Annotated in this window: 23 protein-coding genes; 7 read left to right on the top strand and 16 right to left on the bottom strand. The window is 69.8% G+C overall.

Going from position 1 to position 21,903, the window contains the following annotated elements; genetic code table 11:
- Nucleotides 1-159: 159 nt before the first annotated feature.
- The 3 genes from Q9R08_RS16690 to Q9R08_RS16680 all read left to right on the top strand — a co-directional run bounded on the left by Q9R08_RS16690 (nucleotide 160) and on the right by Q9R08_RS16680 (nucleotide 3,286).
- Complete coding sequence (locus Q9R08_RS16690; RefSeq protein WP_308869270.1) at nucleotides 160-846, top strand: TetR/AcrR family transcriptional regulator; 687 nt, start codon at nucleotides 160-162, stop codon at nucleotides 844-846.
- A 176-nt stretch (nucleotides 847-1,022) separates the two neighbouring features.
- Nucleotides 1,023-2,810, top strand: coding sequence for an MDR family MFS transporter (locus tag Q9R08_RS16685; protein WP_308869269.1), 1,788 nt, complete (start codon nucleotides 1,023-1,025; stop codon nucleotides 2,808-2,810).
- An 11-nt stretch (nucleotides 2,811-2,821) separates the two neighbouring features.
- Complete coding sequence (locus Q9R08_RS16680) at nucleotides 2,822-3,286, top strand: MarR family winged helix-turn-helix transcriptional regulator (protein WP_308869268.1); 465 nt, start codon at nucleotides 2,822-2,824, stop codon at nucleotides 3,284-3,286.
- A 6-nt stretch (nucleotides 3,287-3,292) separates the two neighbouring features.
- Here the strand turns inward: Q9R08_RS16680 and Q9R08_RS16675 are convergent, their stop codons facing one another.
- From Q9R08_RS16675 to Q9R08_RS16645, 7 genes are all read right to left on the bottom strand, one after another.
- Complete coding sequence (locus Q9R08_RS16675; RefSeq protein ID WP_308869267.1) at nucleotides 3,293-3,589, bottom strand: Dabb family protein; 297 nt, start codon at nucleotides 3,587-3,589, stop codon at nucleotides 3,293-3,295.
- Nucleotides 3,590-3,613: 24 nt separating this feature from the next.
- Nucleotides 3,614-4,471 carry a sugar phosphate isomerase/epimerase family protein gene (locus Q9R08_RS16670; RefSeq protein WP_308869266.1) on the bottom strand — a complete coding sequence of 286 codons (858 nt, stop codon included), beginning with the start codon at nucleotides 4,469-4,471 and terminating at the stop codon, nucleotides 3,614-3,616.
- A 122-nt stretch (nucleotides 4,472-4,593) separates the two neighbouring features.
- A complete protein-coding gene (locus tag Q9R08_RS16665; protein WP_418001365.1) occupies nucleotides 4,594-5,796 on the bottom strand; it encodes a substrate-binding domain-containing protein in 1,203 nt (400 codons plus the stop codon).
- Nucleotides 5,797-5,810: 14 nt separating this feature from the next.
- Nucleotides 5,811-6,890 (bottom strand): ABC transporter permease, encoded by a 1,080-nt coding sequence (locus Q9R08_RS16660; protein ID WP_308869264.1) that lies wholly within the window; start codon nucleotides 6,888-6,890, stop codon nucleotides 5,811-5,813.
- Complete coding sequence (locus Q9R08_RS16655; protein WP_308869263.1) at nucleotides 6,887-7,987, bottom strand: ABC transporter permease; 1,101 nt, start codon at nucleotides 7,985-7,987, stop codon at nucleotides 6,887-6,889. The genes Q9R08_RS16660 and Q9R08_RS16655 overlap by 4 nt, the downstream gene beginning before the upstream one ends.
- Nucleotides 7,984-9,567 (bottom strand): sugar ABC transporter ATP-binding protein, encoded by a 1,584-nt coding sequence (locus Q9R08_RS16650; protein ID WP_308869262.1) that lies wholly within the window; start codon nucleotides 9,565-9,567, stop codon nucleotides 7,984-7,986. The genes Q9R08_RS16655 and Q9R08_RS16650 overlap by 4 nt, the downstream gene beginning before the upstream one ends.
- Nucleotides 9,564-10,670, bottom strand: coding sequence for a Gfo/Idh/MocA family protein (locus tag Q9R08_RS16645; protein ID WP_308869261.1), 1,107 nt, complete (start codon nucleotides 10,668-10,670; stop codon nucleotides 9,564-9,566). The genes Q9R08_RS16650 and Q9R08_RS16645 overlap by 4 nt, the downstream gene beginning before the upstream one ends.
- Before the next feature lie 114 nt (nucleotides 10,671-10,784).
- On the opposite strand from Q9R08_RS16645, the gene Q9R08_RS16640 reads away from it, so the two are divergent.
- Together Q9R08_RS16640 and Q9R08_RS16635 are read left to right on the top strand one after the other, a co-directional pair.
- A complete protein-coding gene (locus tag Q9R08_RS16640) occupies nucleotides 10,785-11,978 on the top strand; it encodes an ROK family transcriptional regulator (protein WP_308869260.1) in 1,194 nt (397 codons plus the stop codon).
- Nucleotides 11,979-12,142: 164 nt separating this feature from the next.
- The gene (locus tag Q9R08_RS16635) at nucleotides 12,143-13,168 is read left to right on the top strand and encodes an NADP-dependent oxidoreductase (protein WP_308869259.1); all 1,026 of its coding nucleotides are present in this window, start codon (nucleotides 12,143-12,145) and stop codon (nucleotides 13,166-13,168) included.
- A gap of 87 nt (nucleotides 13,169-13,255) precedes the next feature.
- Here the strand turns inward: Q9R08_RS16635 and Q9R08_RS16630 are convergent, their stop codons facing one another.
- Nucleotides 13,256-14,146 carry a LysR family transcriptional regulator ArgP gene (locus Q9R08_RS16630; RefSeq protein WP_308869258.1) on the bottom strand — a complete coding sequence of 297 codons (891 nt, stop codon included), beginning with the start codon at nucleotides 14,144-14,146 and terminating at the stop codon, nucleotides 13,256-13,258.
- Between the two features lie 71 nt (nucleotides 14,147-14,217).
- Between Q9R08_RS16630 and lysE the strand changes: the two genes are divergently transcribed.
- The gene (gene lysE / locus Q9R08_RS16625; RefSeq protein WP_308869257.1) at nucleotides 14,218-14,988 is read left to right on the top strand and encodes an L-lysine exporter; all 771 of its coding nucleotides are present in this window, start codon (nucleotides 14,218-14,220) and stop codon (nucleotides 14,986-14,988) included.
- A gap of 12 nt (nucleotides 14,989-15,000) precedes the next feature.
- Here lysE and Q9R08_RS16620 read toward each other — a convergent pair whose 3' ends face one another.
- Nucleotides 15,001-15,378: an iron chaperone gene (locus Q9R08_RS16620; protein WP_308869256.1), complete on the bottom strand. Its 378-nt coding sequence runs from the start codon at nucleotides 15,376-15,378 to the stop codon at nucleotides 15,001-15,003.
- Nucleotides 15,379-15,423: 45 nt separating this feature from the next.
- On the opposite strand from Q9R08_RS16620, the gene Q9R08_RS16615 reads away from it, so the two are divergent.
- The gene (locus Q9R08_RS16615; protein ID WP_308869255.1) at nucleotides 15,424-15,699 is read left to right on the top strand and encodes an acylphosphatase; all 276 of its coding nucleotides are present in this window, start codon (nucleotides 15,424-15,426) and stop codon (nucleotides 15,697-15,699) included.
- Between the two features lie 31 nt (nucleotides 15,700-15,730).
- Here Q9R08_RS16615 and Q9R08_RS16610 read toward each other — a convergent pair whose 3' ends face one another.
- From Q9R08_RS16610 to nusG, 7 genes are all read right to left on the bottom strand, one after another.
- On the bottom strand, nucleotides 15,731-16,546 hold the full coding sequence (locus Q9R08_RS16610; RefSeq protein WP_308869254.1) for an amino acid ABC transporter ATP-binding protein: 816 nt from the start codon (nucleotides 16,544-16,546) through the stop codon (nucleotides 15,731-15,733).
- Nucleotides 16,533-17,204 carry an amino acid ABC transporter permease gene (locus Q9R08_RS16605; RefSeq protein WP_308869253.1) on the bottom strand — a complete coding sequence of 224 codons (672 nt, stop codon included), beginning with the start codon at nucleotides 17,202-17,204 and terminating at the stop codon, nucleotides 16,533-16,535. Before Q9R08_RS16605 ends, Q9R08_RS16610 begins: the two co-directional genes overlap by 14 nt.
- A 71-nt stretch (nucleotides 17,205-17,275) precedes the next feature.
- Complete coding sequence (locus Q9R08_RS16600; RefSeq protein ID WP_308869252.1) at nucleotides 17,276-18,076, bottom strand: amino acid ABC transporter substrate-binding protein; 801 nt, start codon at nucleotides 18,074-18,076, stop codon at nucleotides 17,276-17,278.
- Nucleotides 18,077-18,209: 133 nt separating this feature from the next.
- Nucleotides 18,210-19,256 carry an NAD(P)H-dependent flavin oxidoreductase gene (locus Q9R08_RS16595; RefSeq protein ID WP_308869251.1) on the bottom strand — a complete coding sequence of 349 codons (1,047 nt, stop codon included), beginning with the start codon at nucleotides 19,254-19,256 and terminating at the stop codon, nucleotides 18,210-18,212.
- 105 nt (nucleotides 19,257-19,361) lie between these two features.
- Nucleotides 19,362-20,054, bottom strand: a complete 693-nt coding sequence (gene rplA / locus Q9R08_RS16590; RefSeq protein ID WP_308869250.1) for a 50S ribosomal protein L1 — start codon at nucleotides 20,052-20,054, stop codon at nucleotides 19,362-19,364.
- A gap of 14 nt (nucleotides 20,055-20,068) precedes the next feature.
- Complete coding sequence (rplK, locus tag Q9R08_RS16585; protein ID WP_045247325.1) at nucleotides 20,069-20,500, bottom strand: 50S ribosomal protein L11; 432 nt, start codon at nucleotides 20,498-20,500, stop codon at nucleotides 20,069-20,071.
- A gap of 127 nt (nucleotides 20,501-20,627) precedes the next feature.
- Complete coding sequence (gene nusG, locus Q9R08_RS16580; protein ID WP_308869249.1) at nucleotides 20,628-21,839, bottom strand: transcription termination/antitermination protein NusG; 1,212 nt, start codon at nucleotides 21,837-21,839, stop codon at nucleotides 20,628-20,630.
- Between the last annotated feature and the right edge of the window lie 64 nt (nucleotides 21,840-21,903).

The following is a 21,903-nucleotide window of genomic DNA, read 5'->3' as shown; positions in this document are numbered from 1 at the left end:
CTCTCCTTCGTCATCGAGCGGGTTGCTTGACGATAGACGCCCGTCATCGGTGATGTCAACACTGTTGACGGATTCGATGACAAGGCCGGTATGCTCGGCTGCGCGGCGCCGCGCAGCGGCTCCGTGGCACGATGGACGGCGAGGGCGGAAGCGGGGATCATGGCGGCACGCAGCGGAGCGACGTCCGAGAAGCCTGGCGGGAGACGGCTGGATCGGGCGACGATCATCGCGGCCGGCCTGGAGCTCGCCGAGACGACGGGCTCGGCGTCCTTGTCGATCCGAGAGCTGGGCGCCAAGCTCGGCGCCGACCCGACCGCCGTCTACCGTCACTTCCGCAGCAAGGAAGACCTCATGGGCGCCCTGCTCGACGAGCTCACGGTGCGCAGCCTCGCCGCCGTGACCGCGCCGCCCGAGGACTGGCAGGAGCGGCTGCGCCAGTTGGCGTCCGCGACGCTCAGCGAGCTCTCCCGCTACCCCGCGATCGGCCAGGAGGCCATCGTGCTCACCACGCATGGCCCGGGCGAGCTCGACGCGATCGAGTTCATGCTGGACGCCTTCTCGCGGGCGGGTCTGACGGGCGAGGACCTCGTGCAGCACTATGCGCTGATGGCGACGCACATCCTGTCATCCGCCGCCGGCGTCGCCCGGGCGCGGACCGAGCGCGGCACCACCGCGCCATCGGGACCCAGCCCCTGGTTCGAGGGGCCTCTGCTCGTCGATCCGATCAAGCACCCGCACATCGCGCAGATCTCGCCGCAGCTGCTGGAGCTCGAGGACCACGAGCTCTTCGCACTCGGCGTCGAGTGGGTCATCCGCTCCGCCGAGCGCACCGCGCGCCCCGCCTGAACCCCTTCCGGCTCTGTCGACCGGCCGAGCGAACACTCTGCCTTCACTCGCCGTGATAGTTGACGCACATCAACCATCGATGTATAGTTGACCCACATCAACTGTTGACCCTGGTCAACCATCTTCCGCGTCGCCGTCGCCGCGCCTGTTCAACCATCACTGTTCGAAGGACTCCTATGGCTACGTCCACCCCCGCGACCGGGTCGGTCGCCACTGGCTCGGCCAGCAGCGTGAGCGCCGACGAGAAGCGCCACCACCGCAAGGTGCTGCAGGCGCTCACCGGCCTGCTGCTCGGCATGTTCGTGTCGATGCTCGCGTCGACCGTCGTGTCGACATCGCTGCCCGTGATCGTCCATGACCTCGGCGGCGACCAGGCCGCGTTCACCTGGGTCGTCACGGCGACCCTCCTGACCACGGCGATCTCCACCCCCATCTGGGGCAAGCTCGCCGACCTGTTCAACCGCAAGCTGCTGATCCAGATCGCCATCGTGATCTTCGTGCTGGCCACCGCCGCCGCCGGATTCTCGCAGGACCCGGGCACGCTCATCGCCTTCCGCGCGGTGCAGGGCATCGGGGCGGGGGGTCTCGCCGCGCTCAGCCAGGTCATCATGGCCGACATCATCAGCCCGCGCGAGCGCGGCCGCTACATGGGCCTGTTCGGCGCCGTGATGGCCGTCGCGACCGTCGGCGGCCCGCTCCTCGGCGGTTTCATCACCGACACGATCGACTGGCGCTGGAACTTCTTCATCGCGCTGCCGTTCGCGGTCGCCGCGCTCATCATCATGCAGCGCACGCTGCACCTGCCGGCGCGTCCGAAGACGAAGGCGCGCATCGACTACCTCGGCATCGTGCTGCTCTCCACGGCAGTCTCGCTGGTGCTCATCTGGGTGACCAACGCGGGCAAGGACTACGACTGGTGGAGCATCGAGACCATCCTGATGGTCGGCGGCGCGCTGCTGGCGGCCGTGCTGTTCGTGATCGTCGAGCTGCGCTCCAAGGAGCCGCTCATCCCCCTCACGATGTTCCGCAACCGCACGTTCACGCTCGCGGTCATTGCATCGATCTCGATCGGCATCGCGATGTTCGGCACGTCGGTCTTCCTCAGCCAGTACATGCAGCTGGCCCGTGGCGCCACGCCGACCGAGGCCGGTCTGATGACCATCCCGATGATCGGCGGCCTGCTGCTCGCGTCGATCGTGATCGGCGGTCTCGTGACCCGTCACGGCATCTGGAAGCCGTACCTCATCGTGGGCGGCGTGCTGCTCATCGCCGGCTCGTACCTGCTGTCGACGATCCACTACGACACGAACTTCGTCCTCGTCTCGCTCTACATGTTCCTGCTCGGCGCGGGCGTCGGCATGACCATGCAGAACCTCGTGCTCATCGTGCAGAACACGGCGAACCCGAGTGAGATCGGCGTCGCCAGCTCGGGCGTCACGTTCTTCCGCAGCCTGGGCGGCACCATCGGCGTCTCGGTGATGGGTGCGGCACTGGCCACCTCGGCCACGAACCTGTTCACGGAGCGCAAGGACGACATCGGCGCGGCCATCATGACGCTGGGCGAGAAGGGCGCCGCCGTGGCGGAGCAGCTCCAGTCGGGCACCATCCCGCAGGTGTCGGCACTGCCCGAGGCGATCCGTGTGATCGTCGAGGACATCTACGCACAGGCCATCGCCCACTCGTTCCTGATCGCCGTGCCGCTGGCGGTGGTGAGCCTCATCGCCATCATCTTCCTGCCGAACAAGCCGCTCACCCGCATGACGACGAGCGAGCGCGTGCAGGCCAGCGAGGCCGACTTCGCGACCGTCTCGGTCGCCGAGGGCATGGACGTGCTCACGGCGACGGCCACGGTGAAGTCGCAGCCGGCCGACGCCTCGGCCTCCGCCAGCGCTGACGCCGACGCCGACGCCGACGCCGAGTCTGCCGCCGACGCGGCGGACGAGGCCGGCGTCACCCGACGCTAATGTCGAACACGATGACCTCCGAAGACACTCGAGCGGCGCGCACCGAAGCGGTGCGCGCCCTCGAGGCGGAGTTCGGCGAGCTGATCAACCAATTCCGCCGGATCATCACCGAGAACGCCAACCGCGTGAGCCCCGGCATGCTGCCGGGCGCCTACAAGGTGTTCACCACCATCGTGCGTCGAGAGGGCATCACGCTCTCGGCGCTCGCCGAGGCGCTGACGGCCGACAAGGGCCAGATCAGCCGCACCGTGCGCGAGCTCGAGCAGCTGGGTCTGATCCAGCGCACGCCCGACCCCGACGACGGTCGGTCGAGCCTGCTCTCCCCCACTGCGTTCGGGCTGGAGCGCCTCGCGGAGGCCCGCGCGCCGCAGGAGAGCCTGCTCGTCGACGCCCTGGCCGCGTGGCCGGTCGACGACATCCTGAACCTCACGCGTCTGCTGCACGCGCTCACGCTCGGCGAGCGCCCCTCCGCCTGACGCGGATCAGGCCTCGACGAAGTCGTATTCCTGGAACTCCGCCACTTCCGGCACCCAGCGATCGGCGACGAACTCCACGTGGGTCGGGTGCTCGTTGTAGGCGCGGTACGCGGCGTCGTCCGCGAAGACCATCGAGAACTGGTGCGCGAGACCGCTCTTCGGACTCACCTGCCGGTTCACCCGGAAGTCCTCGACGCCCGGGATCGACGTGAGGGCGGCCCGCCCGTCCGCCAGGAACGCCGTCTCCTCCGGCGAACCGGACGGATGGACGAGGCGGAAGACGACGGTGTGCTGAATGGGCATGGGTCGAGTGTCGCGCATGAGCGCTCAGCGACCTGCCTGGAGCGCCGTCAAGTGTCGCAGCGACCGCTCGGCCAAGTCGTCCTGACTCGGCGCGAGCGGCCTCCACACCGACGCCGCGACGGCGATCGTGGCGTTCTCGCCCGTGAAGCTCTCCAGCCCCAGGATGCCTTCATACCCGGCATCGTCGAGCGCGGCCAGTGTCGCGGGCCAATCGGTGTGGTCGTCGCCGACCGCGCCGCGGTCGGATCCGCACACCTGCACGTGGGCGATGTGGCCGGCTGCGGCGCGGATCGCGGCCTCCGGCCGCTTCTCCTCGATATTGAGGTGGTACGTGTCCAAGGCGAGTCCGAGCCCCGGGCCCCAGAGCGGTGCGAGCGCCTCGAGCCCCTGCTCGACGGTGTTGATCACGCTCGTCTCATACCGGTTGAGGGGTTCGACGGCGAGCGCAAGGCCGTCCGCGGCGGCCTCGTCGACGAGCGGCGCGAGGTTGCGGCGCAGCTGGGCGACCACGTCGGTGCGCTCGTCGCGCGTCATGCGCCATGTCACACCGGTGGGCGCATAGAACGGACCGGCGACGACGGATGCCCCCACTCCCCGCGCGGCGGCGAGGCACGTTCGCAGGTACACCTGGGTCGCCGGCACGTTGCCCGCGCGGTCGACGAGCGACCTGCCCGGACCCATCGCGCCGATCACGACGGGCTGCAGATTCAGAGAGCGCAGCAGATCCCCGGCGCGCGCGGCATCCCAGTCCCCCGCGTTCTCGAGCGGGAGTTCGATCGCGCCGAAGCCCATGCGCGCGATCTTCGGCGCCAGCTCGGCGAGCGATGCGTCGGTCAGCGGCGAGGTCCACACCCACGTGTTGACGCCGATCGTGCGCTGCATGACTCTCCCTTGCATCCCGGATCACAGCGTGGTGATCGTGTCCCACCTTCTCTGGCTGGAAGTCCCGGCAACCGTTGTCATCGGGACGTGCAGCCGAGAAAGTGGGACACACGATCTCGTGGTTACGGGATCTGGCGCTCCTGCCAGACCTCCGGGTAGCCCGGCAGGTTCTCTCCGCCGAACTTGGCGTAGTGGCCGTCAGGCATGCCGTCGTTGGCCTCGAGGTACTGGTCGACCTCCTCAGCGGTGATCGGGCTCTGCGGCAGCACCCACTCCTTGGGGATCTCCTCGCCGGCGAAGATCTTCTGCGCCGCCAGCAGCGGGGTGCGCCACTGGAAGTTGGAGTAGACCGGAGCGAGGCCGGTCAGGCCCGTCTCCTTCCACTTCCGCAGGAAGCTCATCTCGTCCTCACCCGTCATGACCGGGTAGTCGACTCCGGCATCCTCGAACGCCTCGATCGCCGCGACCGCGCCGTCACCGGCATCCATCCAGATGCCCGCCACATCGCCCTTCGCGAGCTCGTCGCTGATGATGCTCTTGATCTCGGCCGGGTCGGCACCGGTGAAGTAGTCCACCGCGTCGATGCCGGCCTCCTCGAACATGTACTCGGCCGCGGCCCAGCGCTGCTCGAGCACGTCGACGCCGGGAAGGATGCGCAGTCCCACCACCTTGTCGCCCTCCTCGAGGTTGTCGATGAGGAACTGCGCGGTGTCGATGCCCCAGGCGAAGCCGCCGATGGGGTGGATGAACGTCACCGGGCAGTCGGTCTCCACGCCGCGGTCGAACACGATCACCGGCTTGCCGGTGTCGCAGGCGCGCTCGACCGCCGGGGTCATCGCTGCCGTGCTGTTCGGCGAGATGATGAAGACGTCGCAGCCGCCCTCCGAGATGAAGTAGTCGATGTCGGCGATCTGGGTGTCGTCGGAGTCCTGCGCGTCGCGCGTCTCCATCTCGCTGATGACACCCTGTTCCTGCAGCACCTCCAGTTGCTGGTTCATGGTGATCCAGCCGGTCTGGCGCCACGGGTTCGAGATCGAGGCGTTCGCGAAGCAGGCCTTCTTGGGGCCGGTGCTCGCGAACTCCGACGTGTCGACCATCTCGGCGTCGATGTACTGCAGATAGGGCTCGTCCTCAGGACCCTCGGGCACGACCTCGCGCTGGGCCATCTGGGTGTCGAACAGCGCCTGGTCGAACCACTCGTTGGCGCCGCCCCCGTCCTCGGTCGGCTCCGCCGACGAGTCCGGGGGTGCCACGTTGGGGTCGGTGGTGCACCCTGCGAGGGCGAAGAGGCCGACGAGCGCCACCGCTGTGGTGGCGATCTTCATTGATCGTCGCATTGCTAACTCCTGTTGTTCGGTGCGGCGCCCTCGCCTGCGAGGGCCTGTGTTGCGGACGACTCCTCGGCGCCGTCGGGCGCGTCGGGTTCCTTCCCCGGAGAGGGAGGGGTCTGTGGTGCGCCACCGCGTCTGCGCGACCGGAAGACCAGTCCCGAGTACGCGACGGCGGCGATGATGATGACGCCCTGGACGGCGTCGCGCAGCGACGACGGGACGCCGGCGATGTTCAGCAGCAGGAAGAGCGCCTCGAGCACGAATGCTCCGGCGACGGCCGCGACGATCCAGCCCCGGCCGCCTCCGAGTACGACGCCGCCGAGCACGACGGCCGTGATCGCGACGAACTCGTAGCCTCGGCCGACCGACGGGTGCACCCCGGCATAGCCGACGAGCAGCACCGCCGAGACCGTCGCCGACAGCGACGAGATCATGAAGGCGCGCGTGGTGACCCACCAGTCGCGGGCTCCCGAGTAGCGCGTCGCCCGGGCGTTGTCACCGATCGCGATGAGGAGCTTGCCCAGCGGGCGCTTGGTGATCCAGATGCCGAGCGCGAGCCACGCCGCGAGGATCAGCACCGACCACGGCAGGAAGTCGACGACCGGGAGATCACGGATGCCGCCGCGACCGATCTGGCGGAAGCTGTCGGCGGGATTGCCCGTGGCGGCGCCGCCGGTCCACCACAGCACGAGGCCCAGGAGCGCCAGCATCATGCCGAGCGTCACGATGAACGACGGCACCTTCAGCAGCGTCGTGAGAAGGCCGTTCACGAGGCCGACGACGAGGCCGAGCACCACCATGAGGCACAGGACCGGTACGGTGCGCGCATCGTCCTGGGCGACGAGGTTGCCGGCGACGATCACCTGCGCGGTGATCAGCGAGCCCTGCGACAGGTCGAACTCGCCCGCGATGATGACGAAGTACTGGCCGATCGCGACGATGGCGACCGGCGCGACCCGCTGGATGTAGCGCATGAGCTGACCCGGCTCCGCGAAGTTCGGGTTCAGGATCATGACGGCGACGAGCAGGATCACCAGCAAGAGGAAGACGGCCCCGCGGGGGCTCACGAGCGCTGCGAGGAACTTCATCGTGCGCCTCCCTGCATCGGTGCGCCGCCATCGGCCGCATCGGCCTCCGCCTCGAGCGCCTGAGTCGCCGCCACCATCGCGGGTGCGGCCGCCTCGGCAGGCGCATCACCACCGGTCCTCGTGCCGCCCGGCCCGAAGCGCGTGCGGCGCCGGACGATGGCCCGTCGGCTGTAGACGGCGACGGCCGCGACGATGACGACGCCGCGGACGACGTCCTTGAGGAACGGGTTGACCTGCATGACGCTCATCACGTTGTCGACGACGGCGAAGATCGCGACACCGCCGATGGTGCCCCAGACAGATCCCCGACCGCCCATGAGCAGGGTGCCGCCGAGCACGACGGCTGCGATCGACAGCAGGGCATAGCCGCCCTGCTGGCCGACCGTGGGGCTTCCCACACCCAGCCGGCTCGCGAGCAGCAGTCCCGCCAGACCGGCGAACACCGAGCACAGGACGTGCGCCACGATCAGCGGCGGCCTCGTCCGCACGCCCGACAGGCGTGCCACCTCGGGGTCGCCGCCCACCGCGAACAGGTGGGCGCCCGTGCGCGTGCGCCCGAGCAGGAACCAGACCAGCGCGGCGAGCGCGATCATGATGATCCACGACACGGGGAGCGGTCCGACGCCGGTCGCCCCGATCAGCTGGAACGCCCACGGCACCGAGCCGGCGCTGCCCTGGAAGCTCGTGTTCAGGACGCCCTGCAGGATGAGACCGACGCCGAGGGTCGCGATGAATCCGTTGACCTTCAGCACCGTGACGATGAGCCCGTTCGCCAGGCCGATGGCCGCGCAGACGATGAGGGTCAGCGCCACTGCCCACGGGATGTTGGCGGGATTGCCGTTCATGGTGGTGGCCGCGATGAGGCTGGCGAGGCTGATCACGTAGGTGACGGAGAGATCCAGGGAGGCGCCCAGGATGACGAGCGTCTGCCCGATGGCCACCAGCCCGAGCACGCTCATGCCGGTGAGGATGTCGCGGATGTTGCCGGGGCTGAAGAAGCTGCGGCCGACGGTCGCGACGAGGATCGCCCCGACCGCGATGACGAGGATGAGGATGCCGAGCACGATCACCGTCGAGTCGACTCTGATGCGCTTCACGGCCGGTCCCCTCCTTCCTCGAGGCGAGGATCGGGGATCTCGTCACTCGCCGCCTCCGCGTCGCTCGAACCCGTCGCTGCAGCCAGCACCTCGTGCTCCGCGGAGCGCGCGGGGAGCTCGGCGGCGAGCTCGCCGTCGCGCATCACCAGGATGCGGTCGCTCATCCCGATCACCTCGGGCAGCTCGCTCGACACCATGAGAACCGCCTTGCCCTCGGCGGCCAGCTGCCGCATGAGCTGGTACACCGCGACCTTCGCGCCCACGTCGATGCCGCGCGTGGGCTCGTCGAACAGGACGATCTGCGGGTCGGTCACGAGCCATTTCGCGAGCACGACCTTCTGCTGGTTGCCTCCCGACAGGAACCGCGCCTCCTGGTCGACGCCGCGTGACGAGACCTCGAGCGAACTCAGGATGCCGGGCACGCGCTTGCGTGATGCGCGGGTGCGTCCGGCGAACACGCTGCGGACCACGAGCAGCGAGTTGTCGAGCACGGACTGACCGAGCGCGAGCCCCTGGGCCTTGCGGTCCTCGGTGACGAGCGCGAGACCGGCGCGGACGGCGGCACGCGGGCTCGTGAAGCGCACCGACCTGCCGTCGAGGATCATCGCGCCGCGGGTGAAGCCGTGGACGCCGAAGATGCCCTCGACGAGCTCGGTACGACCGGATCCCTGAAGGCCCGCGAGGCCCACGATCTCCCCCGCCCGCAGTGTCAGCGAGACGCCGTCCACGAATTCGTTGCCGCAGCCCGTCAGCTCGAGACGAGGGTCTCCGAGCGTCGTGCCCTCGACCGGACCGGGGAAGTAGGACTGCAGCGGACGGCCGACCATGCGACGGACGAGTTCGGCGTCCGTCAGGTCGGCGGTTGCGTCCGTCGACACCAGTGCGCCGTCCTTCAGGATCGTGATGCGGTCGCACAGATCGAAGATCTCCTTCAGCCGGTGCGAGACGTAGACGACCGCGACGCCGCGAGCGGTGAGCTTGCGGATGATCGCGTAGAGGAGCTCGACCTCGTGGTCGCTCAGCGCGGCGGTCGGCTCGTCCATCGAGATGACGCGCGCATCGAACGAGAGCGCCTTGACGATCTCGACGATCTGCTGCTCGGCGACGGTGAGCGATCCGACGCGCGCACCCGGGTCGACGAAGGTGACCCCGAGGCCTTCGAGGAGCGTCCGCGTGCGACGCTGCATGCCCTTGTCGTCGATGAAGCCGCCGCGCCGCGGCTCGCGGCCGAGGAAGACGTTCTGCGCCACCGTGCGCTCGGGCAGCAGATTGAACTCCTGGAACACGGTCACGAGGCCCGCATCCATCGCCTGGCGTGGATGGGTGAACGCCACCGGGCGCCCCTCGAACTCGACCGATCCTGCGTCGGCGTGGTGGACGCCCGCGAGGATCTTCATGAGGGTCGACTTGCCGGCGCCGTTCTCACCGACGAGCCCATGCACCTCGCCGCGGCGGACGTCGATGTCGATGTCGGTGAGGACGCGGACGCCGAAGAACGACTTCGAGATGCCCTGCGCGCGCAGGACGACATCGGAGCCGCCGCTCGGCACCGGGGTGTCTGACAGCATCGTGTCGCTCATGAGGGCACCTCGATCCAGGAGCGGCGCTCTGCCGACTCGAGCACGGCGTCGGTGACGACCGCGGCGCGCAGGCCGTCGGCGAAGGTGGGGAGCCCGTCCGGCTGCTCGCCGGCGATCGCGGCGTAGACGTCGCCGACGAAGCCGTCGAAGGCGTCTTGATAGCCCATGGGATGCCCCGCGGGCAGCGGCTGCAGACGCGCCGAGTCGGGGGACGCCGTGGCGGGATCGCGCAGCACGAGTCGCGAGGCCTTGCGGGCTCCCACCCACAGCTCCTCGGGGCGCTCCTGGGCGAAGCGGATGCTGCGGCGACTGCCGTGCAACTCGATGACGAGGGCGTTCTTGCGACCGGGAGCCATCTGAGAGACGAGGAGGGTGCCGAGGGCGCCGGACTCGGTCTCGATGAGGAGTGCGGCGACGTCCTCGTTCAGGACCCTGCGCCCGCCCCGCTCGTCGAACACCCGGCGCGTGCGCGCCGCCAGGCGCGCGATGCGCTCGCCTGTGACGAACTCGACGAGATCGCACAGGTGCGAGCCGATGTCGGCGAAGGCGCGCGACGGCCCGCCGGCTGCGGCATCCGCCCGCCAGTCGTCGTCGTTCTCGCGCAGCATCCAGTCCTGCAGGTACGACCCGTCGAGGGTGAGCAGCGTCCCGATCCGCCCGGACGCCACGCGGGCGCGAGCCTCGCGCACCATCGGGTGGTACCGGTACACGAACGGCACAGCGGCCACCACGCCGGCTTCGTCGGCTGCGCGGACGAGTGCCCGCGCATCGGTCACCGAGGTGGCCAGCGGCTTCTCGCACACGACGTGCTTCCCCGCCGCGAGCGCGGCTGCGGCGAGCGGCGCGTGGGTGGCGTTGGGGGTGCAGATGTGCACGACGTCGATATCGGATGCCGAGAAGACGGCGGCGGCGTCGGCTTCGGCCCGTGCCACACCGAGTTCCTGTGCCACCGCCTCGGCGCGGTCGCGGCTCGAGGAGGCGACCGCCGTGAGCCGGGCGCCCGCGCGGCGCGCAGCGGCGGCGTGAACGCGCCCCATGAATCCGCCGCCGATGAGACCGGTGCGGACGGTCCCGACGACGATGTCGATGACTTCCGTAGTCATGCGGTGATTCTGACACGCTGGCTGCGACTTTTGGTAGCTTCTCGTCAAAAGTGATCGGGTCGTGATGTTAAGTCGTGACCCAGCGGGCGAGAAGGCCTGTGCTTTACTGTCGCCATGGTCGATGCAGCGCGCGGCAGCGGAGCCGCCGGTGGCACCGGCGCCGGTGAGATCTTCCAGATCCTCCGCGACGGCCGCGCACGCACCAAAGCCGAGCTGGCCACGCTCACGGGACTCGCCCGTTCCACCGTCTCGAGCCGCGTGGACACGCTGCTGGCGGCCGGCCTGCTGCGGCCTGCCGGCGAAGCCGCTTCGACCGGCGGACGCCCGCCGGCCCGCGTCGCGTTCAACCCGATGGCGGGGGTCGTGATCGCCGTCGACCTCGGCGCCACGCACGCGACCGTGGCCATCGCCGACCTCGCCGCCGACATCCTCACATCGAACACGCATCCGCTCGACATCGCCGACGGTCCCGAGCGCGTGCTCGACTCCGTGATCGCCGAGGGCGCCAGCCTGCTCGAGCAGCGGGGCATCGCCGCCACGGATGTCGTGGGCGTCGGGATCGGCGTGCCCGGCCCCGTCGAGCACTCGACGGGCCGGCCCACGAATCCGCCGATCATGCCCGGGTGGGATCGCTTCGACGTGCCGCACTACGTCCAGCGCACCTTCGACGTGCCCGTCCTCGTCGACAACGACGTGAACATCCTCGCGCTCGGCGAGCAGGCGCTCAGCTGGCCCGGCGTCGCGGACCTCATCTTCGTCAAGGTGTCCACGGGCATCGGCGCCGGGATCATCTCGGGGGGCACGCTGCAGCGGGGTGCGCAGGGCTCCGCCGGCGACATGGGTCACGTGCAGGTGCCGTACAGCCACGATTCCCCGCGCCCGCCGGGCGACCAGCGCGACCTCGAGGCGATCGCGAGCGGTACCGCCATCGCCGCCGACCTGCGCGCACAGGGCCTCGACGCCGACGGCAGCGCCGACGTGGTCACACTCGTGCGATCCGGGGATCCCGCCGCCATCATCGCCACCCGTCAGGCAGGGCGCGAAGTCGGCGAGGTGCTCGCGACCGTCGTGAACATGCTGAACCCGTCCGTGATCGTCATCGGCGGCAGCGTGGCACGGGCGGGCGAGCACCTGCTGGCCGGTGTGCGCGAGGTCGTGTACCGGCGATCCATTCCGCTGGCCACCCAGCATCTGGGCATCGTGCAGTCCCAGGCCGACGAGACGGCCGGTGTGCTGGGCGCGGCCATCATGGTGACGCAGCAGGTGCTCTCGCCCGCAGCCGTCGAGCTGCGCGCCGCCCGAGCCTGACGGCGGCGCCGGACGACGGACGCCCGCGCCCGTGAACCACTCGACCCGCGTCTTCGCCCATCGGTAGCACCGGCGTAACACGGGTGAGACGAACGCAGGGTTGACTGTCTGCACCGGGTTCAGTTCTGGTGCCGATGACGGCACGCCCGCGGAAGGAGTGCGTCATGAGGATCCGACCGCTGCGATCGACACCCGAGGCACCGCTGGCGCCGGTGGCGGAGCCGCCGACCGCCATGCAGGCGATGGTCGTGGATGCACCGGGCGCGCCGGACGCGCTGCGCGCGGCATCCGTTCCGGTCCCCTCCCCCGTACTCAGCGAACTGCTGGTGCGGGTCGTGGCTGCGGGGGTCAACCCGATCGACGCCAAGACGCGCGGCGGCGCGGGCGTCTCGGGCGCGATCGACGCCTACCCGGCCACCCCGGGCTACGACTTCAGCGGCATCGTGGTGAAGAGCCCGTACGAGTCCCACCCCTTCCCGCCCGGCACGGAGGTCTTCGGCATGGCGTCGTTCCCGCGCACGGGCGGCTCCTACGCCGAGTACGTCGTGGCGCCGGCGCTGTCAATCGCCCGCAAGCCGGCGTCCCTGTCGCATGTCGAGGCGGCAGGCGTGCCGCTCGCGGCGCTCACCGCCTGGGGGCTCGTCGTCGAGACGGCCCACGCGCACGAGGGTCAGCGCGTGCTCATCCATGCGGGCAGCGGTGGGGTGGGCCACTTCGCCGTGCAGTTCGCCGCGTACTTCGGCGCCCACGTCACCGCGACGGCGTCGGGGCGCAACGCCTCGTGGCTGCGCGAACTCGGCGCGTCGGTGGTGATCGACTACACCACGACGCGATTCGAGGACGTCGTCGGCGAGGTGGACGTCGTCATCGACCTGGTCGGCAACGTCGGCGGCGACACCGGCACCCGTTCGCTCGAGGTGCTGCGCCCGGGCGGGCTGTACGTCCTCGTGCCGACCGGCTCGTGGCCGGGGTACGTCGATGCGGCGGCAGAAGCCGGCGTGCGCACCACGTCGTACAAGGTGATCCCCGACGGCGGCGCGCTGGCGACGATCGCCCGCCTGCTCGACTCGGGCTCGGTGCAGGTCTACATAGAGAACGTCTACGAGCTGACGGATGCCGCCGACGCGCATCGTGCGATCGAGACGGGTCACACTCGCGGCAAGGTCGTGCTCCGCGTCAGCGACGGCTGAGCGCTCCCCTCTCGGTTCAATCGGTTCGCTTGCGCTGAACGTACGCGTCGGCGCAGTTCGGCGTGCGTCCAGCGCAAGTGAACACGTTCAGCGGGGTGCGAGCACGCGGCGGCCCTCGGCGACGATGGCGTCCGCGATCGCGTCGAGCAGTGGAGACCGCAGGTTCCACTGCTGCCAGTGCAGCGCGACGTCCACCGGCGGGCCGCCCAGCGGCACGAGGTCGCCTCGCTCGAGCGCGTCCTGCGACTGGAAACGCGGCAGCATCGCCCAGCCGAGGCCGAGCCGCACGGCCGTCGCGAAGTCGTTCGACGCGGGCACGTAGTGCCGCGGAGGCGCCGTGGGGTCCACGCCCTGCTGCGTCAGCCACTCGTTCTGCAGATCGTCGCGCCGGTCGAAGTCCACGAGCGGAGCGCTCGCAAGCGCGGTGCGGCGGTCTCCGTCGAGCCACCGTTCGGCGTAGGCGGGGGTGGCGACGGCCTCGTAGCGCATCGCGCCGAGCGGCGACGACCGGCATCCGGCAACCGGTGCGGCCCGCGAGGTCACCGCTCCCATCACGGTTCCCGATTCGAGCAGGCCCGCCGTGAAGTCCTGGTCGTCGCGGTGCAGATCGAACACGACCGGATGCCGCTCCGCCAGTCGCGCGAGCGGCTCGAGGAACCATGTGGCCAGCGAGTCGGCGTTGACCGCGAGCGGCACGCTCGTGAGCGCCGCTTCGTCGTCGTCGGCGCCGAGGTCGGCGAGCGCGTCGTGCTCGAGCAGAGCCATCTGCCGCGCCAGCCGGATGACCGATGCCCCGGCCTCCGTCGCGCGCACCGGCTTCGAGCGCACCAGCACCAGACGGCCGAGCTGCTCCTCGAGCGCCTTGATCCGCTGGCTCACCGCCGACGGCGTGACGTGCAGTCGGCGGGCGGCCGCATCAAGGGTGCCCTCGTCGACGACGACGGCGAGGGTCTCGGCCAGCTCGAACGGGATGCGCATCTTCAGTCCTGCTAATGGTACTGAAGACCCATGAGCTGGACTACGGTTCTCGTCGCTCGTACCGTCGAAGAGTGCTCACCCCCGTTCTCGCCGGCCTCGGCCTCGGCTTCTCGCTCATCATCGCCATCGGCGCGCAGAACCTCTTCGTGCTCCGGCAGGGGCTGCGGCGCGAGCATGTGCTCGCGGTGGCGGCGATCTGCGCGATCTCGGATGCGATCCTCATCGCCCTGGGAGTCTCGGGGGTCGGCCTCGTGCTGCAGACGGTGCCCTGGCTCGTCGACGTGGTCCGCTGGGCGGGTGCGCTCTTCCTCGTCACGTACGGTGTGCTCGCGGCGCGACGCGCCTGGCGGCCGACGGGAGCGGCGCTCAGCGCCGGCGACACCGACACGCCTGTCGGAGCAACGGCCTCGCAGGGAATCACCACGCACGGCACCGTGTCGCCGCATCCCGCGCATGCCGGCTCTCACGAATTCCTCCGCGAGCCCGATGCCTCGGCTTCGCAGGTGCGCAGCGACATCCGATCGGCCGCGCCCGCGGCGACCCGCACGCGACTGATCCCCGTCCTCCTCACGTGCCTGGCGCTGACGTGGCTCAACCCGCACGTCTATCTCGACACCGTGTTCCTCCTCGGGACTGTCGCGAACACGCACGGCGACGACCGCTGGCTCTTCGCCGCCGGCGCCATGACCGCCAGCATCGTCTGGTTCTTCGGTCTCGCGTTCGGCGCGCGCCTGCTCGGACGCTGGCTGTCGACACCGCGGGCCTGGCGCATCCTCGATGCGGTGATCGCCGTCGTCATGGTCGGCCTCGGCGTCTCACTCGTGCTGCCGATCGCGGGCTGAGACCCGACCGGATCACGCCTTGCGCAGCGAGGGGTCCCCGATCTCGGCCACCCGCGCCGACACGATGGCGCGGATCGTGTCGTCCGACAGCGGCTGCTCGGGCTGGAACCGGATCGTCCCCTTGTCGAACTGCAGAGCCTCGCGATCGGGTCCGGTCAGCGTGCCGGCCACGACCTCCGGCACCCGGCCGCTGAAGGGATACACCCCGATGTGCTTCTTCGTCCGCATCACGGCGATGAGGGCCTTGTCGTGGTACAGCAGTGCCGGCATGCCGTAGCTCTTTCCTTGCGTGACCTCCGGGTGCATATCGCGGACCACATCGAACACGTGCGAGACCACCGCGCGATCGTCGGAGTCGAGGCTCTCGAGGTAGTCGTCGACGGTTCCCATGGCGGCATCCTGGCCCACCCGCCCACCTCGCGGCAAGATGGCGGCATGAGACGCGTGCACGTGACGGTCCGCGGCGACGTCCAGGGCGTGGGCTATCGGTACACGCTGCGCATGGTCGCGCGCGAGGCGGGCGTGGCCGGCTGGGTGCGCAATCGACGCGACGGCGCGGTCGAGGCCGAGCTCGAGGGCACGCCCGGGCAGGTCGACGAGGTCCTCGCGTGGATGGCCGAGGGCCCACCGGGCGCCCGCGTCGAGGACGCGACCGTGACGGATGCCGAGGCCACCGGCGAACGCGGTTTCGAGGTGCTGCCGACGCAGTGACGCGCACGCCGGGGCGAGGCGTCGCGCGGGATCAGTCGTCGAGCGGGTGGAGGATGCGGTCGACGAAGCGACGCGTGCGCTCCTCCCGCGGGGCGGTGAAGAGCTGCTTCGGCGCACCGCGCTCGACGACCACGCCATGGTCGAAGAACAGCACCTCGTCGGCGACCTGGCGCGCGAACCCGAGCTCGTGCGTCACGATCACCATCGTCCACCCTTCGTCCGCCAGCTCCTTGAGCACGACCAGCACCTCGCCGACCAGCTCCGGGTCCAGCGCGCTCGTCGGCTCGTCGAAGAGCAGCAGCTGCGGTCGCAAGGCGAGCGCCCGGACGATCCCGACGCGCTGCTGCTGACCCCCCGAGAGCTGGAATGGGAACGCATCGCGCTTCTCGGTCAGCCCGACGCGGTCGAGGAGGGCCTCGGCCCTCGCGATCGCCTCGGCCTTGGGCACGCGGTGCGCGTGCACGGGGCCCTCGATCACGTTCTGCAGCACCGTGCGGTGCGGAAACAGGTTGTGGTGCTGGAACACCATCGCCGAGCGGTCGCGCAGCGCCGCGCGGTCGGCTTTCGAGACGCGCGACGAGAAGTCCAGCGACGGACCCCCATCGAAGTCCACGACGCCGGCGTCCGGTGTCTCCAGGCCGTTGAGGGAACGCAGCACGGTCGTCTTCCCCGACCCGCTGGGCCCGATGAGCACGAGGACCTCGCCCCGTCGCACGGACAGGTCGACACCGTCGAGCACCCGACTCGCACCGAAGCTCTTGGTGAGCCCGGTGACCTTCAGCAGCGGGCGGTCGTCGGCCGGCGACGGCGGGGCGAGCGGATCGCCCGGGACCTCAGTGGGCGACATAGCGGTCGAGCCTCCTCTCCACGGCGCTCTGCCCGGCGGACAGGATCAGGCAGAAGACCCAGTAGATGAAGGCGGCCTCGAGATAGATCACCATGAATTCGAAAGTGAACGCGGCGATCTGCTGGGCCTCGCGGAAGAGCTCGGTGACGAGGATCAGCGAGGCGAGCGAGGTGTCCTTCACCAGCGAGATGAACGTGTTCGACAGCGGGGGCACCGAGACCCGCGCCGCCTGCGGAAGGACGATGCGCGCCAGCGTGCGGCCGTGCGAGAACCCCACCGTGTGCCCGGCCTCCCACTGCCCCTTCGGCACCGACAGGATCGCGGCGCGGATCACCTCGGCGGCGTATCCCCCGACATTGAGCGAGAACGCGATGATGGCGGCGGGCCACGGATCGATCACGACGCCGACCGACGGCAGTCCGTAGAAGATGACGAAGAGCTGCACGAGCAGCGGAGTGCCGCGGATGACCGAGATGTAGAACCGGGCGATGTTCGACACGACGGGGTTCGACGACAGTCGCATGAGGGCGACGGCCAGCGCGAGCACCAGGCCGATGGCGAACGAGGCCAGCGCGAGCGGGATCGTACCCGTCAGCCCGGCACCCAGCAGCGGCAGGAACGAGTCGACGACCAGGGTCCAGGTGTTCGTGTCATCCATCGACGATCCTTCCCCTCGGCTGGCGGGTCGCGCGCCCTGGTTCCTGCGGCAGGCGGATCACGCCGTGCCGTCTACTGCGTGACGTCAGCCCCGAAGTACTTCTCGCTGATCTCGGCGAGGACGCCTTCTTCACGCAGCTCCGCCAGCGCCTCGTCGACGGCCTCGACCAGCGCGGTCCTGTCCTTGGTGAACGCGAACGCGTTGTGGGCCGGGTCGTCCGTCTCGGCGGCGATCTTGAGGCCGGTCGGGCCTTCGCTCTTCTCGTAGTCGAGGAAGGTGAGGTTGTCGTTGATCGTCGCGTCGACGCGCCCCTGCTGCAGCAGTGCGACGGCCTGCGCCCAGCCTTCGACGGCCTCGACGGTGGCGCCGCTCTCCTGGGCGAGCTCGTACCAGTTGCTCTGGAGCGACTGCGCCGTGGTCTTGCCCTCGAGGTCGGCGAAGCTGGTGATGGAGTCGTCGTCCTCGGGCACGACGATGACGCCGGGCGACACGGTGTACGGCTCGCTGAAGAGGTACTTCTCCTCGCGCTCGGGGTTGATCGAGACCTGGTTGGCGATGACGTCGAAGCGCCCGGCGTCCAGGCCTGCGAAGATCGCGTCCCACTGCGTCTCCTGGAACTCGATCTCGAGACCGAGCTTCTCGGCGACGGCCTCGGCGATCTCGACGTCGAAGCCGACGAGGTCGCCCGACTCGTCGTGGAACGTGAAGGGGCGGTAGGTGCCCTCGGTCGCGACGGTCAGGGTGCCCTCGGTCACGAGCCCGAAGTCGTCGCCCGCAGCGGTCGAGGCGGGATCGGCGGACCCGCCGCTGCTGCACGCCGTGAGAGCGAGGGCGGCGGCGGTGAGGACAAGTGCGGTGATGCGACGCGACATGACGGGTTCCTGGGGTCGTGGCGGCGGACGGGTGATCCGCGGGGACGTTCCAGTACAACACGGCCCGCGGCGTCGGGGGCCGTCGTGTGACGCTCCGTTGCCGTCCGGATCGGCGTCCGGTCGTCGGTGGCGCTCAGGCGGGAACGCCGGCCGCCAGCTCGGCGAACACGTCGGCCGCATCGTCACGGGTGGCGAGGCCCGCGGCCTGGCCGGCCCACAGCGAGACGAGCTCCCCGTCACCGCGACGACCGGCCTCGGCCCGGAACTGACCGGTGAGCCAGTTCTGCGCGGGGAACGGGGCGATGACCCCCGAGGTCTCGATCGTGCGCATGGCGCGGTTCGGGATGCCGCGCGCGAGCCGCCCGCTCATGGCCCGGGTCAGCACGGTGGCGGTGTCGGCGGCGTCCTCGATCGCGCGGCGGTGCGCGTCGGTGGCGGCCGACTGCCGGGTGCGGAGGAAGGCGGAGCCGACCTGGACGCCTGCGGCACCGAGCGCGAACGCCGCCGCGACCCCGCGCCGGTCGGCGATGCCGCCCGCCGCGATCACCGGCACGCCCACGGCATCGACGACCTGCGGCACGAGCGCGAACGTCCCGACGAGCGACTGTTCGGCCGGGCGCAGGAATGACACGCGGTGCCCGCCCGCCTCGGCGCCGGTCGCGACGACGGCGTCGACACCGGCTGCGTCGAGGTCGACGGCCTCGGCCACGGTCGTCGCTGTTCCGATGACGCGGATGCCGCGGCTGTGCGCCGCCGCGACGAGCCGCTCGGAGGGGACGCCGAAGACGACGCTCAGCGCCGCAGGCGCCGCATCCAGTACCGCGGTCGCCTGGGAGTCGAGGTCGGGGAGGAACTCGATCGGCGGCGAGGGGTGCGCGAGGCCCAGCTCGTCGAAGAGGGGCGCCGTCGCCTCGATCGCCGGCGCGAGTTCGACCTCGCCCGGCGTGACCTCATCGCCGGTCGGCAGCCACAGGTTCACGGCGAACGGACGCGAGGTCCGGGAGTGCAGCGCGGCGATGGTGTCGCTGATGCGATCGGCCGAGTAGCCGTACAGTCCGTACGAGCCGAGCCCGCCGGCCTCGCTGACAGCGGAGGTCAGCTCGACCGACGACAGCCCGCCGAACGGGCCGAGCACGATCGGCGCATCGATTCCGAACAGATCCTGGAGCGTCGCAACCATGCCCCCGACGCTACCCCCGCCCGCGGTGCCGCGGCGGACGGTCGCGGGACGACGAAGGGGCCCCACCCGAAGGCGGAGCCCCTTGCGTGCGAATCCGACGGAGTGTCAGACGATGGCGTTGACGTCCAGCGGGATGCCGGGGCCGAACGTGGTCGACACGGCACCCTTCTGGATGTAACGGCCCTTCGAGCTGGACGGCTTGAGGCGGACGATCTCCTCGAGCGCGACCTTCAGGTTCTCGTCGAGCTGCTCCTCCGAGAAGGACGCCTTGCCGACGACGAAGTGCACGTTGGCGTGCTTGTCGACGCGGAACTCGATCTTGCCGCCCTTGATCTCCTCGACGGCCTTGGCCGGGTTGGGGGTCACGGTGCCGGTCTTGGGGTTCGGCATGAGGCCACGGGGACCCAGCACCTTACCCAGGCGACCGACCTGGCCCATGAGCTCGGGCGTCGAGACGGCCGCGTCGAACGCGGTCCAGCCTGCGGCGACCTTCTCGATGAGCTCGGCGCCGCCGACCTCGTCCGCACCCGCGGCGATCGCGGCCTCAGCGGCCGGACCCGTCGCGAACACGATGACGCGGGCGGTCTTGCCGGTGCCGTGCGGGAGGATGACGGTGCCGCGCACCATCTGGTCGGCCTTGCGCGGGTCGACGGAGAGCTTCAGCGCGACCTCGACGGTCGAGTCGAACTTGGCCGAGCCGGTCTGCTTCGCGAGCGCGACGGCCTCGGTGGGGCTGTAGAACTTGTCCGCCTCGATCTTGGCGGCAGCGGCCCGGAAGGCCTTGGACTTGGTAGCCATGTTTCCTCTTCCCCTCAGTCCTCGACCGTGATGCCCATGGAACGGGCGGTGCCGGCGATGATCTTCGAGGCGGCCTCGATGTCGTTCGCGTTCAGGTCAGGCTGCTTCGTCTCGGCGATCTGGCGCACCTGCTCCTTGGTGAGCTTGGCGACCTTGACCGTGTGAGGGGTCTTGGAGCCCTTCTGGACGCCCGCGGCCTTCTTGATGAGCTCAGCGGCCGGCGGGGTCTTCAGGATGAACGTGAAGCTGCGGTCCTCGTAGACGGTGATCTCCACGGGGATGACGTTGCCGCGCTGCGACTCGGTCGCGGCGTTGTACGCCTTGCAGAACTCCATGATGTTGACGCCGTGCTGACCGAGCGCGGGCCCGATCGGCGGCGCCGGGTTGGCGGCACCGGCGTTGATCTGAAGCTTGATCAGGCCGGTCACCTTCTTCTTCGGTGCCATTCTTTTTCCTTTCGTCGAACAGCGGATGCCGGAGCACCCTGTTCTCCCGCGAATCCGGCCGTTCCGGATCGCGGTGTCCATGGCGCGCGCTCAGAGCGCACGCAAACCTGAGAAGTCTACCAGCCGGTCAGAGCTTGGTGACCTGGTCGAAGCTGAGCTCGACCGGCGTCTCGCGCTCGAAGAGCGAGACGAGGACCGTGAGCTTGCCGCTCTCGGGCTTGATCTCGCTGATCGTGCCGGGAAGACCCGCGAACGAGCCCTCCTTGATCGTGATGGTCTCTCCCACCTCGAAGTCGACCTCGGCGGGGATGACGCGGGCCGCCGCGGCAGCGCCCTTCTTGGCCGCACCGCCCTTGGCGCCGGCGACCTCCTTCACCTCGACGAGGCTCTTCAGCATGTTGAAGGCCTCTTCGAAGCGCAGCGGGGTCGGGTTGTGGGCGTTCCCGACGAAGCCGGTGACGCCGGGCGTGTGACGCACGACCGACCACGTGTCTTCGTTCAGGTCCATGCGCACGAGCACGTAGCCGGGGATCCGGACGCGCGTGACCATCTTGCGCTGACCGTTCTTGATCTCGACGACGTCCTCCATGGGGACCTCGATCTGGTAGATGTCGTCCTCGACCTCGAGCGTCGACTTGCGCTGCTCGATGTTGGCCTTCACCTTGCGCTCGAAGCCGGCGTAGGAGTGGATGACGTACCACTTGCCCGGCAGGGTGCGAAGCTCTGCGCGGAACGCCTCGTACGGGTCCTCGTCCTCGTCTTCGCCGTCCTCGGTGTCGTCCGAGTCGCCGTCGGCGATCTCGTCGTCCGCGAACTCGTCGTCCGAGTCCTCGTCGTCCGAGTCCTCGTCGGCGAACGCGGGAGCCTCGGCGGCGTCCGCCGGGGAGACCGACGCCTCGACCTCGTCCACGATGCCGGCTGCGGCATCCACCTCTGCGACGAAGTCCTCGTCGAGCTCGGGCTCGTCCTCGTCGCCGTTCACGTCGGGACCGTCGTACGGGGTCACCTCTTCGGCGGCCTCGGCCGCACGCTCGGCGACCTCCTCCGCGAGGGAGTCGTTGATCACCTCGGCTGCTGCTTCGGTCTCTGCCGTCTCGTCAAGATTGAGAGCGTCGTTCACGATCGCGTCCGCCTCCGGGTCGTCGATGTCGATGTCGTCCAGGTCCGCGTCGTCGTCGTCGCCATCACCGTCGTCGACGATGTGGATCGCCAGATGCTCGGCCGCTTCGACCGAGCGCTCCTCCTCGGCGAGGACGTTGCCCTCCTGGGCTTCGTCGTCCTCCGAGGACTGCTCAGCGGCGGTCGCCCAATCGGCGTCGTCGACATATCTTTCAGTCACGTGAGTTCTCTTCCGTTCCGTCCGCTGCCGGACCTGCGGTCCGCCCGTGTCGTGGCTCCGAGGC

Source organism: Microbacterium psychrotolerans, from assembly GCF_031085295.1.
Lineage (GTDB): Bacteria > Actinomycetota > Actinomycetes > Actinomycetales > Microbacteriaceae > Microbacterium > Microbacterium psychrotolerans.
The sequence above is the reverse complement of the archived record's forward strand: the minus strand, read 5'-3'. Positions and strand labels throughout refer to the sequence as shown.